13 protein-coding genes are annotated in these 15413 nt (G+C 40.4%); 5 read left to right on the top strand and 8 right to left on the bottom strand.

Annotation, left to right across the window (positions count from 1 at the left end; genetic code table 11):
• The first annotated feature begins 212 nt into the window (after window positions 1–212).
• Window positions 213–1361, top strand: coding sequence for a XylR family transcriptional regulator (locus PGX00_RS12775; RefSeq protein ID WP_272136999.1), 1149 nt, complete (start codon window positions 213–215; stop codon window positions 1359–1361).
• Window positions 1362–1668: 307 nt separating this feature from the next.
• On the opposite strand, the gene PGX00_RS12780 is transcribed toward PGX00_RS12775, so the two are convergent.
• From PGX00_RS12780 to xylF, 3 genes are read right to left on the bottom strand one after another with little or no spacing between them, the layout of a single operon-like run.
• Window positions 1669–2805 (bottom strand): sugar ABC transporter permease, encoded by a 1137-nt coding sequence (locus PGX00_RS12780; RefSeq protein WP_407702391.1) that lies wholly within the window; start codon window positions 2803–2805, stop codon window positions 1669–1671.
• 35 nt (window positions 2806–2840) lie between these two features.
• Window positions 2841–4367, bottom strand: coding sequence for a xylose ABC transporter ATP-binding protein (locus PGX00_RS12785; RefSeq protein WP_272137003.1), 1527 nt, complete (start codon window positions 4365–4367; stop codon window positions 2841–2843).
• Window positions 4368–4420: 53 nt separating this feature from the next.
• A complete protein-coding gene (gene xylF / locus PGX00_RS12790) occupies window positions 4421–5413 on the bottom strand; it encodes a D-xylose ABC transporter substrate-binding protein (RefSeq protein WP_272137005.1) in 993 nt (330 codons plus the stop codon).
• Between the two features lie 518 nt (window positions 5414–5931).
• On the opposite strand from xylF, the gene PGX00_RS22950 reads away from it, so the two are divergent.
• From PGX00_RS22950 to PGX00_RS12800, 3 genes are all read left to right on the top strand, one after another.
• The gene (locus tag PGX00_RS22950) at window positions 5932–6525 is read left to right on the top strand and encodes an apurinic/apyrimidinic endonuclease family protein (protein ID WP_407702359.1); all 594 of its coding nucleotides are present in this window, start codon (window positions 5932–5934) and stop codon (window positions 6523–6525) included.
• Complete coding sequence (locus PGX00_RS22955; RefSeq protein ID WP_407702360.1) at window positions 6492–7250, top strand: apurinic/apyrimidinic endonuclease family protein; 759 nt, start codon at window positions 6492–6494, stop codon at window positions 7248–7250. The genes PGX00_RS22950 and PGX00_RS22955 overlap by 34 nt, the downstream gene beginning before the upstream one ends.
• A 198-nt stretch (window positions 7251–7448) precedes the next feature.
• Window positions 7449–8774: an anti-phage deoxyguanosine triphosphatase gene (locus tag PGX00_RS12800; RefSeq protein ID WP_272137007.1), complete on the top strand. Its 1326-nt coding sequence runs from the start codon at window positions 7449–7451 to the stop codon at window positions 8772–8774.
• Window positions 8775–8795: 21 nt separating this feature from the next.
• Here PGX00_RS12800 and PGX00_RS12805 read toward each other — a convergent pair whose 3' ends face one another.
• Window positions 8796–9413 carry a tRNA-uridine aminocarboxypropyltransferase gene (locus PGX00_RS12805; RefSeq protein ID WP_272137009.1) on the bottom strand — a complete coding sequence of 206 codons (618 nt, stop codon included), beginning with the start codon at window positions 9411–9413 and terminating at the stop codon, window positions 8796–8798.
• 3 nt (window positions 9414–9416) lie between these two features.
• On the opposite strand from PGX00_RS12805, the gene rrtA reads away from it, so the two are divergent.
• A complete protein-coding gene (gene rrtA / locus PGX00_RS12810; RefSeq protein ID WP_272137011.1) occupies window positions 9417–9971 on the top strand; it encodes a rhombosortase in 555 nt (184 codons plus the stop codon).
• Between the two features lie 69 nt (window positions 9972–10040).
• Here rrtA and PGX00_RS22785 read toward each other — a convergent pair whose 3' ends face one another.
• The 4 genes from PGX00_RS22785 to lon form a co-directional block, all read right to left on the bottom strand.
• The gene (locus PGX00_RS22785; protein WP_322107865.1) at window positions 10041–10394 is read right to left on the bottom strand and encodes a ComEA family DNA-binding protein; all 354 of its coding nucleotides are present in this window, start codon (window positions 10392–10394) and stop codon (window positions 10041–10043) included.
• 129 nt (window positions 10395–10523) lie between these two features.
• Window positions 10524–12389: a peptidylprolyl isomerase gene (ppiD, locus tag PGX00_RS12820; RefSeq protein ID WP_272137013.1), complete on the bottom strand. Its 1866-nt coding sequence runs from the start codon at window positions 12387–12389 to the stop codon at window positions 10524–10526.
• Between the two features lie 152 nt (window positions 12390–12541).
• Window positions 12542–12832: an HU family DNA-binding protein gene (locus tag PGX00_RS12825; protein WP_322107880.1), complete on the bottom strand. Its 291-nt coding sequence runs from the start codon at window positions 12830–12832 to the stop codon at window positions 12542–12544.
• A 184-nt stretch (window positions 12833–13016) separates the two neighbouring features.
• The gene (lon, locus tag PGX00_RS12830) at window positions 13017–15368 is read right to left on the bottom strand and encodes an endopeptidase La (RefSeq protein WP_272137018.1); all 2352 of its coding nucleotides are present in this window, start codon (window positions 15366–15368) and stop codon (window positions 13017–13019) included.
• Window positions 15369–15413: the final 45 nt, after the last annotated feature.

Genomic DNA, 15413 nt, shown 5'->3' on the forward strand with positions numbered 1-15413 from the left:
CAGTTACAGCGTATCCACCTTTGTGATTATTCCGTATTTTTTCACTCAGATATTTGTCTGCCCATACTCATCATGTTCTGTATGCATCGTTCTCTCAATTACGTTTTTTATTAGTTAGATTCCCTGATTTAACGAGTGAGTAGTAGATCACACGCTAATGAGAATTTGCTTGGTACACTCATCTTCGTTTTCAATAACGGTAAAGACTACTTATGGATAAGCGCTTTAGAATTACACTACTTTTCAACGCAAATAAGGTATACGACCGCCAAGTTATTGAGGGGATAGGTGAATATTTACAAGCCTCTCAATGCGAATGGGATATCTTTTTAGAAGAAGATTTTGTAACCCACCTAGATAATTTTGGAGCTTGGAGAGGCGACGGAATTATCGCAGATTTTGATAACCCTGAGGTTGTGAAAAGGCTTGAAGGTACAGACATACCAGTAGTTGGCGTTGGCGGTTCCTATGAGGAGGAGTCGCAATACCCGGATATTCCTTATGTAGCAACGGATAATAATGCACTCGTAGAGCTGGCTTTTCAGCACTTACGAGAAAAAGGATTAGAAAGTTTCGCTTTTTACGGTATCCCCTCTAACTCTTGGAAGAGCTGGGCACATGAACGTGAGGTATCGTTTAAAAAATTAGTAGAGCGAGAGGGATACAGCGGTTCAATATATCGCGGTAATGAGACATCTCCAGAAACTTGGCAATACGATATGAACCGCCTGGCCGACTGGTTGCAAAGATTGCCAACACCAATAGGCATTATAGCAGTAACCGATTCAAGAGCCCGCCACTTACTTCAGGTTTGCGAACAGCTAAATATAATGGTCCCAGACAAGGTCTCCGTAATAGGAATTGATAACGAAGAACTGGCTCGTTACTTAACCCGTGTATCCCTTAGCTCTGTTGGTCAGGGCTGTAAAGAAATGGGATATCGTTCGGCTAAAATGCTGCACAAATTACTTTTAGCCAGAGACAACGAGATACCACCAAACCAAGCCCTCAGAAAGCCGCGCCTGTTAATCCCGCCAACAAAAGTATATGAAAGACAAAGTACTGACTATCAAGCATTGAAAGACTCTTATGTTATTCAAGCGATGCACTATATTCGTCATAACGCCTGCAAAGGAATTAAGGTTGAACAAGTACTTGGTTATGTCGGTATTTCTCGCTCGAACATGGAAGCTCGATTTAGAGAAGAACGTGGACATTCTATCCATCAGGAAATCCATAACTCGAAACTGAAAAGAGCCTGTAATTTATTAGCAAGCACAACCCTACCTATTTTAGAGATTTCAGAACTATGTGGCTACCCATCACTACAGTATATGTACACTGTCTTTAAAAAAATCTAGATAAAACACCCAAAGAATTTCGGGACAATGCGCTAACGGCAGAATAAATAACTTTTATAGATATAAAACTTTATTGCCATAAATAAAAAGACCAGAAGCGGATAGCTCTGGTCTTTTTTAATAAAATATTTCTTAGGTTTAGCCACTTTAATATAAAATCCATTAATTAACTGATAAGTTCGATGGAACGAATAACAAAGGGCAAGAATGCCCTTTGTTAAGTGTACATGGCTGTCTTGATCGGTTCGTGGAATCAAATGCAGCTTAATCACATAATTAATGTAATTGACATTATTGAACGGTAATTTTAACGTTTCTGCTTAGTGGCACTATCCATCCATACCGCTAATAACAAGATCCCACCTTTTACGATATATTGCCAGAAAGTCGGAACATCCATCATACTCATACCGTTATCTAGTGAAGCCATGATAAAGGCACCTATTACCGCACCAATTACCGTACCAACACCACCGGCCATGCTCGTTCCACCAATCACACAAGCGGCAATAGCATCTAATTCAGCTATATTCCCCGCGGATGGTGAACCAGCACCTAATCGAGAGCTCAAAATCAAAGCAGCGACAGCCACTAAAAAGCCATTCATCGCATAAACAGACAACTTCGTTCTTTCGACATTAATACCCGACAAACGACTAGCGTCTATATTTCCACCAATGGCGTAGATACGCCGTCCAAAGCGAGACTTGGTGGCAATAAAGGTTCCCACTAACAAAAAGAAGGTAAGCATTAATACGGGAGTAGGAACACCACGATAGTCATTCAATAAGAAGATAATGGTGAGTACCGCAACACCAATGACCGCACTTTTCGTCAATGTTGATTGGGTGCTAGCTACCTCTAAATTGTACTTTTTACGCATACCATTTCGCTTCTGTTGCCAAGCAAAGTACATCGCTAAGCAACCAATACCAATCGCGAGACTAACCATATTTGGTAGGTAACTTTGACCGATAATAGACATGGCATCAGAGGTTGGAGCAACGGTTGTTCCATCAGTAATACCAATCAAAATACCGCGAAACGCTAACATCCCCGCCAGAGTGACGATAAATGAAGGGACTTTACGATACGCTACCCACCACCCATTCCAAACGCCCAATACGAAGCCCGCAACAAGCGTGATCACTATAGTGACTGGCAAAGGTAATCCAAACCACACATCGAGAATAGCAGCAACACCACCAAGTAGACCCATCATAGAACCAACGGAAAGGTCTATTTCCCCACTAATTATAACGAACACCATACCGATGGCTAGAATGCCAGTAATAGAAGTCTGTCTAAATAGGTTAGAAATATTACGCGGGGTAAGATAGCTCCACTCCGTCATCACGCTAAAGAACAACATAATGAACACAATGGCTGCTATCATCACTAACAGTTGTATGTTCATGGTTTTTAGCTTATCCATAACACCCATACTACTTTCTTTCTTCAATTCGCTAGATTGCTCAATCATGCTGCTACTCCTTCAAATAAAGCACAATCCATAATAATTTCTTGAGTTAAATTTTCGTTAACCAAATCGCCTTTGATTACACCTTCATGCATAACCAGAACTCGATCACTGATACCTAATACTTCAGGCAGTTCAGAAGAAACCATAATGATGCTGATACCACTTTTAACCAGTTGGAACATCAGCTTATAAATTTCATATTTCGCACCAACATCGATGCCACGAGTCGGCTCATCAAGGATAAGTACACTCGGATTAACCATAAGAAATCGAGCCAAAATTGCCTTCTGTTGATTACCACCAGACAGGTTCTTTATCGCTATTTCTGTATTGGGTGTTTTGACAGTGAGTTTTTTAACCGCATCTTGAATAGAGTTTGCTTCAATGGTGTCATTAACAATGCCTCCGGTGCTAAATTGATCGATGGCGGCAAGAGAGATATTCTGCCCAACACTCATTATTGGAATGATACCGTTACGTTTTCGATCTTCTGGTACCATTGCTATACCCACCTCTAATGCATCACGACTTGTAGAGGTTTTAAGCTGTTTTCCATTGAGAAAATATTGCCCCTCATACCGTCCTAAATAGCAACCGTATAGACACTCCATTAATTCCGTTCGACCTGCCCCCACCAATCCAGAGACACCAAGAATCTCACCTTTTCTTAAGTTGAAACTAGCATCTCGTACTTTAGGTATACTGGAATTGGCTTTATCCCAGGCTTTAACATTCTTAACTTCTAACACCACCTCGCCAATGTCATGCTCTTCCCTAGGGAATAACTGTTTCATTTCTCGGCCCACCATCATCGTAATAATGTCGTCAGTGGTCATATTGCGTGCCTCTCGGGTACCGATGTGTGTTCCATCTCGTATCACACAAATATGGTCAGAAATTGCTTTTACTTCACCCAATTTATGAGAAATATAGATACAGCTAACACCTGAATCACGCAGGTCTTTAACAAGATCAAGCAGGATTTCGGTTTCAGACTCTGTCAATGGTGCGGTTGGCTCATCAAGCACCAATAATTTGGCGTTTTTAGACATCGCTTTGGCAATTTCTACTAACTGTTGTTGCCCTACTCCTAGATCACCCACCTTTGTTTCGGGAGAAACGGCTAATTTTACTTTTTCTAATAATATTTCAGCTTCGAAATGCATGAGCTCATAATCCATCACGCCATATTTACAAAGTTCGGAGCCTAAAAAGAGGTTTTCAAGAATGCTAAGCTCTTTAACCATGGTTAGCTCTTGGTGGATTATTGCGATACCCAAATCTTCAGTATCTGAAATTTTATTTGGTTCTAGTTTCTCACCCTGGTAGATAATTTCACCTTGATAATCACCGTGAGGATAAATGCCACAGAGCACCTTCATCAACGTCGACTTACCTGATCCATTCTCACCACACAATGACAAAATCTCACCCTTTTCTAAACGAATGCTTACCCCGTCCAACGCTTTAACAGGACCAAAGCATTTAACGATATCGTGCATCTCTAGTAATGGAGAAGACATAAAAATCACTCCTAATGAAAGCGGCGCTAAGATTACCCTAGCGCCTGAATCGATTATTGATAAACATCTTTTTCAGCGTGGAAACCGTCAGCGATAACCGTTTTCTTAAGGTTATTTGCATCCACTGCGATTGGTTCTAATAACCATGCATCTACGTCTTTCATGCCGTTATTAAGTTTAGAGTTAACACGAGGAGTATCGTCATTACCAAGCACAACAGCAATTTCTGCGGCACGTTGAGCCAAAGCAACGATTGGTTTGTATACCGTCATTGTTTGTGTACCGTCTACAATACGACGAACCGCTGCTAAATCCGCATCTTGCCCAGAGATAATAACTTTACCTGCAAGGCCTTGTGCATCAAGAGCTTGAATCGCACCACCTGCTGTTGAATCATTTGAAGCCACGACTACATCAATGTTGTTATCATTTGCTGTAAGCGCATTTTCCATAATTTTAAGTGCGTTTTCCGCTAACCAAGAATCAACCCACTGATCACCAACAACTTCAATATCACCTGAATCGATTTTAGACTGTAGGATATTCATTTGACCTTGACGGAATAATTTCGCGTTATTATCTGTCGGAGCACCACCCATTAAGAAATAACGTCCAGTTGGCTTAGCTGCTATTAATGCTTTAGCTTGCATTTCCCCTACTTTTTCGTTATCAAATGAAAGATAGAAATCAATATCTGCATTGTTGATTAGGCGGTCATACGCCAAAACTTTAATACCGTCACGTTTCGCTTCTTTAATAACGTTAGAAAGTACTTCACCGTTGGTAGGTATGATAACCAGCACGTCAACACCACGAGAGATCATGTTTTCTATCTGAGAAATCTGAGTCTGCTCATTACCATTCGCCGATTGCACATAAATCTTTGCGCCAAGTTTTTCCGCAGTATTAACAAAGATATCTCTATCTTTCTGCCAACGCTCTAAACGTAAGTCATCGATTACCATGCCAATTTTTACGCTTTTAGCAAATACAGGTGCACTTATACTAATTAGCACTGCACATATAAGGGTTATTATCTTTTTCATTCTACTGTCCTTTGTATCACGTTAGATGTAGGTAAATTCACTATAGGTTAATGAATCTACATACACTGTAAATCAGCTTTCTTAAGAGTTCTTTTGACAGATTTATTTTTGTTTTTATGTTTTTTTGTTTTGTTAAACCAATGTGATCTAGGTTATATAATGAACAATTAGTTTTCTAAAAATATTATTTTGAAGTTTTATCAGAACAAAAAACAAATAATACATACAAAACCAACATATAGAAAAAACACCTTATAAAACAATAAATAGAAGTGAAGATGCCAAATTAGTGATTGATAAAGCATATTTTAAATCATTAGTAACACTACAATATTTCAATAAGTTACGTATTAAATCAGATTATTCAGCCCTTGTTAAAAAAACATAACAACTTGTGAGCTTGCGCACACAAAACAAATAGAAGAATTTTACTACTAAATTTCATAATTGAATGAATCCCATAAAACACTAATTATTAACGCTGAACATAATTCATTATTTAAATGGAAATAAAAACGATGACTGAATTCTTTAAAAATGTAAGTACAATTAAATTCGAAGGAAGCGAAACGCAGAATTCTTTAGCGTTTCGTCACTATGACAAAGATAAAATGATCTTAGGTAAATCAATGAAAGATCATTTGCGTTTCGCAGCATGTTATTGGCACAACTTCTGCTGGCCAGGTTCAGATGTGTTTGGTTCTGGCACTTTTGATAGAGCATGGCAGAAAAATGGGGACGCTCTTGAAATGGCAAAAATGAAGGCAGATGCCGCGTTCGAGTTTTTCTCAAAATTAGACGTTCCTTATTACTGCTTCCATGACACCGACGTCGCACCAGAAGGTACCTCGATTAAAGAGTATGTAAACAACTTCGCAACCATGGTTGATATTCTTGAGCAAAAACAATCAGAAACGGGCTTAAAACTGCTTTGGGGAACAGCGAATGCGTTCTCAAACCCTCGTTATATGGCTGGCGCAGGTTCCAACCCTGATCCTAAAGTGTTTGCCTATGCGGCGACTCAAATCTTCAATGCTATGGCGGCAACGAAACGTCTTGGTGGCGAAAACTATGTGCTTTGGGGGGACGTGAAGGTTATGAAACGCTATTAAATACCGACCTACGTCAAGAACGCAAACAACTAGGCCGCCTGATGCAAATGGTTGTAGAGCACAAACACAAAATTGGTTTCAAAGGTACAATTCTTATTGAACCTAAACCACAAGAGCCAACTAAGCATCAGTATGATTACGATACTGCAACTGTCTATGGCTTTTTGAAGCAATTCGGTTTAGAAAACGAAGTCAAAATGAATATCGAAGCTAACCACGCAACGCTTGCAGGACATAGCTTCCAACATGAGGTAGCAACAGCGACTTCATTAGGGCTATTTGGTTCAATAGATGCAAACCGGGGTGATCCTCAATTAGGTTGGGATACAGATCAATTCCCGAATAGTGTTGAAGAAAACACCTTGATTATGTATGAAATTCTTAAGGCTGGCGGCTTTACGACCGGAGGCCTTAACTTTGATGCACATGTACGTCGTCCTTCTATTGCAGATGAAGACCTTTTTTACGGTCACATCGGCGGAATGGACACAATGGCACTGTCATTGGAAAAAGCGGCATCAATGATCGAGAATGACGTGTTATCTGAAAATATGGCTAAACGTTACGCTGGGTGGAGTGATGACCTAGGTAAGAAAATACTTGCTGGTGATTTATCACTAGAAGCTCTCGCTAAATTTGCGGTTGATAACGAAATATCACCAAGCAAAGAGTCTGGTCGACAAGAACACTTGGAGAATATTGTTAACAGCTATATCTTCAAATAACTCTAAAATAGTACTCGTTATTATTTCCTTTTATTCCTCCCATTGAGGGAGGAATAAAGGAGTTAAATACACCTCTTCTTCCATATCAAAACGTCCTAATTTATTCGAATCACTTCAAATAGTTATCACCCTCTCTAGACTCGTTCATTTTTTCAGCGCATTATTAAAATATTCAGCGCGGTTTAGCATGGAACAATTATGGACGATCAGCAGTATGTACTTTGGCAACAACGTATAAACAACGAACATAAACTAAGACGAAAGGATCACCGCGACCCTTTCCAGAGAGACAGGGCTAGGATTCTACACTCGGCCGCATTTCGTCGTTTACAAGCAAAAACCCAAGTGCACGGAACCGGAGTCAACGACTTTCACCGAACTAGGTTAACTCACTCTTTAGAAGCGGCTCAAATCGGATCTGGCATCCTTGCTCAGCTAGAAAATAAACAACCTGAACTATTACCTCTATTGCCTTCTGCCAGTTTAATCGAATCGCTTTGTTTGGCCCATGATATTGGACACCCTCCTTTTGGGCATGGTGGAGAAGTGGCCCTTAACTACGCAATGAGAGAACATGGAGGGTTTGAAGGCAATGCCCAAACCTTCCGTATCGTTACCCAACTCGAACCGTATACAAAATCTCATGGCATGAACTTATCTAGACGTACTCTTCTCGGATTAATGAAATACCCGGCTCTTCTAAGTACAGTGCAGCGCACCATTCATCCTGATCCAGTTTCTCATCAACGTAGACTGAAAGCTAAGGATTGGAGCCCTGCGAAAGGCATTTATGACTGTGATAAAATTGATTTTAATTGGGTAATAGAACCATTGCCCGAAAGTGATAAAAATCTTTTCTCATCTCTACGCGTATCTGACCTCAACCCTAAAAAACATAACAAAACGCGTTTTAAATCGTTAGATTGTTCCATTATGGAAATTGCAGACGATATTGCCTACGGTGTTCATGACCTAGAAGATGCGATTGTTTTAGGGAAGGTTCATCGCCATCAGTGGCAAGAATCTGCTGCAAGCAAATTAGCTGAATGTGGTGACCCGTGGTTTGAAGAGAATATCAAAGATATTAGCGAGATGTTGTTTTCAGGTGAGCATTACCTACGCAAAGATGCTATTGGCGGCATCGTGAATACTCTGCTCACCAGTGCTAGAGTTGAAGCCGTACCTAATAGTCATTTTAGTGTTCCGCTGCTCAGCCATAACGCCTACCTCGAGCCACATCTTACGGCAGCACTTGAAGTATTTAAAAACTTTGTAAGTGAATTTGTTATACAGATACCAGACGTACAGATCATTGAATACAAAGGTCAGCAAATCATTATGGACCTATTTGAAGCACTTAGTGCTGACCCTGAACGATTACTACCTGAAGCAACTCGAAAAAAATGGCAACTTGCTGATACGACTAATAGTTCGGGAATGAGAGTGATATCGGATTATATCGCCGCGATGACAGACGGATATGCACAGAAGCTTCATCAGCAGTTATTTTCATCCAGCCACTAAACTATCGACAACCCACATACTCTATCGCTCCGAAGAATAGTTGTTTTGAAAGACACCGTCGGGAAGTTGATTTATATAAAATTCAATCATAGCGTCAAATGCATCTAACAGTGGTTCAAAATCTTGCTCAGGCTGTAAGATTTTGAGCACCTGATAGCCGGCTTCGACAGTAGAAAGACTGTTTTCGCTAGGTGCTTTACGGATCTTGTAGTTACTGCTCATAGTTTTAGGCAGAGATAAACAAGGTAAGGGATGCAGGTTTTCTGACAATTGGTACATTTTAAACGCTTTTTTCCAGGTACCATCCAATAGAATAATTCTTACCTTGCGGTACAAATCTAATTTGTTGCACACCTTAGGAGAGACCAATTGAGCATTTTCAGAAGGAAAAAGCACAAACGTCTCCGCATTTTCATCTTCTAGCAGCAGATTGAGATCGCTATGATTCGAAAAATTTTCACCCACAAAACATTGACTATTGGCAAGAGATAAAAGCAAGATTTTTGCCGTCCCTTTAGCCCGTTTAACTTCTGTAGGGTGTTGAAGAATGATAAGCTCAATATCCGTATTTATGTCCTTAATCCAAGAACAAATACACGCCTTTTTCGCTTTACCACATTTTAAGCAATATCGAGACATTGAGTGAAATTATCCTACTTTCTAATTTTAATGACTGCTATTAGCACTCTGTTCCAACTACCATATTTACAAAGCCTTGTAATTTGGAATGGTGAATTGATTCAAAATGGACAGTGGTGGCGGATCCTATCAGGAAATATGACGCACACCAATACTATCCACCTTACGATGAATATTGCCGCGTTGTGGATCATCGCTTATCTGTTTACGCCATCGACTAAAAATTTACTAGGCATACTTAGTAGCCTCTCAATTATAGTTGGGTTAGGTTTATTATTCACAAACCTAGGTTCTTATGCGGGACTGTCAGGGGTCTTACATGGATTATTTACATATTACGCCTTGTCAGAAGCGCTACGCGGTCGAAACTCTAGTTGGCTGCTCGTTGTTGGGGGAATAATTAAAATTGCTCACGAGCAGTTCTACGGAGCTTCATTGAACACCGCTGAGCTCATCTCTGCTGAAGTAGCTATACAAGCACATTTGATAGGTGGGATAGCTGGATTAGTACTTGCTGCTGCTTGGTACAAAATACAATCGCGTCACCTATCCTGTTAGTAGGTGACGCATTCGAAAGATCATATCAAATTAATGATGTTACTGATCAGTTAACTCCCTAAAATGTTATTACAACAAAATTCTATTTCTGTTTTTTTCTATTGTCGAAGGTCCAATACCTTTAACCTGCATTAATGCCTCAACTGATTCAAATGGTCCGTATTTTTCCCGATAATCTATAATCAACTGCGCCTTCTTTTCTCCTATACCAAGCAAAAGTGTAGACAGTTGTTCTAAGGTTCCAGAATTAATGTTCACTGTTATTTTAATTCCTTCATATTTATCTATGGGAATCGAATTAACTGGCTCTGCCAATGTGCTTTCGACAATTGGATTGGTATCGGTTTCTACCGTGGTAGAAAGCGCAGTGTGCGAAAAGAGTGCAGTCAACGTGGTCAAGACAAAAGCAATAAATTGATTCATAAGGTTTCCTTTGAAGTTAGTTAGGAACCCATATGATTAAAGATGTTGTAATTAATGTCGTTATTCCTGTTAAAGAAATAGAACAGGCCGCAAAAGCGGCCTGTTTGAGTATCATTTCAATACATTTAATTACGGTTGAGTATCCACCGCGTAGTACTCAATATCAGCCTCTTCTCGAAGCGTGCTTACAACCGCAGCAAGATCTTGCTGAGTTCCAGTACGAACTAACTGTGCAGCAATCTGAGTATTAAAGCTATCATCTTCATTTATTGAAACTTTGCTTAGCTCAACTATAACAATATTGCGGTCTAAATCCGTGGCTTGAGCATACGTTTTATCACCGGATTCTGGTTTCGCTAGCGCAAAGACTGTCTGAGCTAACGGTGAACGACGATCTATCGTTTCGATCTCTCCAAACTCAAGCCCATTCGTGCTAAGTGTAGATTCATCACCCGCTTTTAAACCTTCCAAAACCAAATTCGCTAGATCTAAGGCCTTCTGCTCGCCTTTAACAAGCGCTAATTCTGAATTTACTTGTTCTTTTACGTCTTCAAACGGCAGTACCGTTTCATCACGTGAATCTTCAACTCGAACGACAACCACATGCTCGGGAGCTACTTCGATAACTTCAGAGTTAAGTCCATCTTCTTTCACATCTGCGCTAAGAATCGCTTGCATTACTGCTGGTGTTAGCAATAACTCTGGTGCATCCGAACGAGAAATGAAATCCGTGGTTTTAATCGGTTGATCGATAGCTTGCGCAGAATCATCTAGCGAATCAGGGTATTCAAACGCCACTTTTTCAAGTTCTGTCTGCAGTTCATAAAAACGTTCCACTGCTTGCTGCTCTGCAATTTCAACTTTTATTTCCGCTTCAACTTCAGCAAATGGGGTTGCTTGTGCCTCTTTCAGCCCATCAAGTTTAATAATATGATAGCCGAATGCTGATTTAACCAAGCCAGTATTGTCACCTACATTTTGAAGAGCAAATGCTGCAGCTTCAAATTCAGGGTCCATTACATCCTTCTCGACCCAACCCAGTGAACCACCTTCTTCAGAACTACCAATGTCTTCAGATTTGGTTTTCGCTAATTCAATAAAATCAGCACCAGAATTCAATTCATCAAGAATAGCTTGAGCTTTCGCCTCATCATCACCTTGAACCAAAATATGGCTTAGTTGACGCTGCGCAATAGAAGAATACTTATCTAAGTTCTCTTGGTAGTACGCTTGAGCTTGCTCATCCGATACTGCCACTTGAGATTTTAGTTCTTGAGCTGACAATTCAACGTAAGCAACTTTAACCTGCTCTGGACGAGTATAGTTGCTAGAGTTAGCATCATAGTACTCTTGAAGCTCTTCGTCCGTTAGCTCAATACTTTTAGAGTAATCTTCGATATTAAGTAAGATCGAACGAATATCTCGAGTTTGAGTTAGTAGCTGACTTTGAGTAGTCACTTCACTATCAAGTGAGAACTCACTTCCTTGAAGTGCAAACAATATCTGCTGACGAGTCATTTCTCTACGCAAATACTCAGCAAAACTGTCTGCGTTATAACCCGCACGACGAAGCGTCGCTGCATAAACCTCTTGATCAAACTTACCGTCATTTTGGAATTCAGGCATGCTTAGTATCTGTTGGCGTATTTGCTTATCACTGATACGCAAACCCAATGAGTCGGCATACTGTTCTAAAAGCAACTCATTTACCATGCGATCAAGAATTGATTTACGGAAAGATTGAACGTACGTTGGGTCTGCCAGTAAGTTAGCAAAGTAATCACCCATTTGGGATTGCATACGGTTACGTTCGTTTGTGTAGGCTTGTTCAAATGCACCACGGCCAATCTCTGTATTGTTTACCTTAGCAGCGGCATTACTACCACCACCTACGATGTAGCTACCTACACCTGCAAATACAAAAGAAAGGATAATTAGACCAAGAATAATCTTAACCGCGATGCTATTTACGCCCTCGCGTAATCGCTCCATCATAATCTTATTTTACTCCGATGATTGAGCAGGAATTATTACCATTGCCCAGTATGAAATTTGAGATGTTCGATGATATCAGAAAAAGAAATGCGCACCAGTGTTGAGATGCGCATATTTAAGAGTCTTGTGTAGAAAAGAGTAACGATTCGTTATTAGTTACAAGCTTCTTTAAGAGCTTTACCAGCTTTAAATGCGGGTACTTTAGCTTCTGCGATTTGAATTTCTTCGCCAGTTTTAGGGTTGCGACCAGTGCGAGCAGCACGAGTACGAACGCTAAAAGTACCAAAGCCAACAAGAGCTACTTGCTCATCAGCTTTAAGTGTTTCAGTCACTGCTTCAATTACTGCATCTAATGCGCGGCCAGCTGACGCTTTTGAGATATCTGCATTTTCTGCAATTTTTTCTACTAATTGTGTTTTGTTCACTTTTTTGTTCCCCTTTATGCGTTACCAATTATATTTATTAGTTTGGTAACATTCGTTCCATTTGAAAATTTAAATTTTAACCCCAAGCCTTTAGGAATATAGCCTAGCGCCATAGGTTGTAACGTTAGCCTTCAAAAAAAACGCTGACAAGTATTTTTATACCTTGTCAGCGTAATTCTTTACTTATTTTTGCTACACGTCACTATTTTGAAGGTTCAATCGTAATTCCTGATGGATCATTCTCTAATGCAATGGCTAAAACTTCTTCAATCCATTGCACTGGCTTAATGACCAAATCCGCAATAACGTTGTCAGGAATCTCTTCCAGATCACGTTCATTGTCTTTTGGAATGAGAACAGTTTTGATTCCACCACGATGAGCTGCAAGGAGTTTTTCTTTTAAACCACCAATAGGTAATACTTCACCACGCAGGGTAATTTCACCTGTCATCGCCACTTCAGCGCGTACTGGATTACCAGTTAAGCTCGAAACAAGCGCTGTACACATTGCAATACCAGCACTAGGACCATCTTTAGGCGTCGCTCCTTCAGGTACGTGGACGTGGACGTCACGTTTCTCATAGAAATCTTCGTTAATGCCTAACTTGCTTGCACGTGAACGAACTACAGTCATCGCAGCTTGGATAGACTCTTGCATCACTTCGCCGAGCGAACCCGTCTGTGTAAGCTTACCTTTACCTGGCATCGCTTCCGTTTCGATAGTCAGAAGATCTCCACCTACTTCTGTCCACGCAAGACCTGTCACTTGACCAATACGATTACTTTCGTCGGCTTTGCCGTAATCAAACCTTTGAACACCACAGTAATCTTTTAGGTTATCCATACTAACTGTAACTTGCTTAAGCGCTTTATCGAGCAAAATATTCTTAACTGCCTTGCGACAAATTTTTGAAATTTCTCTCTCTAGGCTGCGAACACCCGCCTCACGAGTATAATATCTGATAATTCCCACAATAGCGGAGTCTTCGATGATAACTTCGTTTGGCTTGAGACCATTTCGCTGCATCTGCTTTTCGACTAAATGTCGTTTTGCAATGTTAAGTTTTTCGTCCTCGGTATAACCTGAAAGGCGAATCACTTCCATACGGTCTAGTAATGGACCCGGTATGTTCATTGAATTAGACGTAGCAACAAACATAACATCGGATAGATCGTAATCCACTTCTAGATAATGATCGTTAAATGCATTGTTCTGCTCTGGGTCTAACACTTCCAAAAGTGCAGATGATGGATCACCACGCATGTCAGATGACATTTTGTCTATTTCATCCAGCAAAAACAGAGGATTCTTAACGCCTACTTTCGACATTTTTTGAATTAACTTACCAGGTAAAGAGCCTATATAAGTTCTTCGGTGGCCACGAATTTCTGCTTCGTCACGAACCCCACCAAGCGCCATGCGTACATACTTACGGCCAGTCGCAGAAGCTATAGATTGGCCCAAAGATGTCTTACCGACACCTGGAGGCCCCACGAGACAGAGAATTGGGCCTTTAAGCTTGTTAATTCTATTTTGAACCGCCAAATATTCTAGAATACGTTCTTTTACTCTCTCTAAACCATAATGGTCTTCGTTAAGTACTTCTTCGGCTTTTGATAGGTTTTTCTTCACTTTAGATCGTTTAGCCCAAGGGACACCAACCATCCAATCGATATAGCTTCTAACCACTGTCGCTTCCGCCGACATTGGTGACATCATTTTCAGTTTTTGCAACTCCTGCTCTGTCTTCTCTCGAGCTTCGGTTGGCATTTTAGAATCTTCTATCTTTTTCTTGAGTGTTTCAAACTCATCAGGAGCATCGTCCATATCGCCAAGTTCTTTCTGAATCGCTTTCATTTGCTCATTCAGATAGTACTCGCGCTGGGATTTCTCCATCTGTTTCTTAACACGGCCACGAATGCGTTTTTCCACTTGGAGCAGATCAATCTCTGACTCCATTTGTCCCATTAGAAATTCCAGACGTTCGTTTACATCTATAATTTCCAGGACTTGCTGTTTTTCGACCAACTTTAAAGGCATATGTGCAGCGATAGTATCAGCCAGTCGGGCTGCCTCATCGATACCATTTAGCGAAGTTAAGACTTCCGGTGGAATTTTTTTATTCAGTTTAATAAAACCTTCAAACTGATTAATTGCACTACGTACAATCACTTCCTGTTCTTTTTCATCAAGATCTGGCGTGATCAAGTATTCTGCATCTGCAAGGAAGAATTCGTTTTCTTTAAACTGATGTATTTTTGCTCGTTGCTGGCCTTCAACTAACACTTTCACAGTACCATCCGGCAACTTCAACAACTGAAGAATAGTGGCAACTGTGCCTATACCGAATAGATCATCGATAACAGGCTCATCAGTATCGGCTTCCTTTTGCGCAACTAATAATACTTGCTTATTGTTGTCCATTGCTGATTCTAAACAACTGATCGACTTTTCACGACCAACAAACAAGGGAATAACCATATGCGGATATACCACAACATCACGTAGCGGTAATACTGGAATCTCGATACGCTCGGAACGCTCCAAGTTCATATTTTTCTCTCTATCCGTTTTTCTTATGAAAACTATATGGGGTCT

It is taken from the genome of Vibrio algarum, assembly GCF_028204155.1.
Taxonomy (GTDB): domain Bacteria; phylum Pseudomonadota; class Gammaproteobacteria; order Enterobacterales; family Vibrionaceae; genus Vibrio; species Vibrio algarum.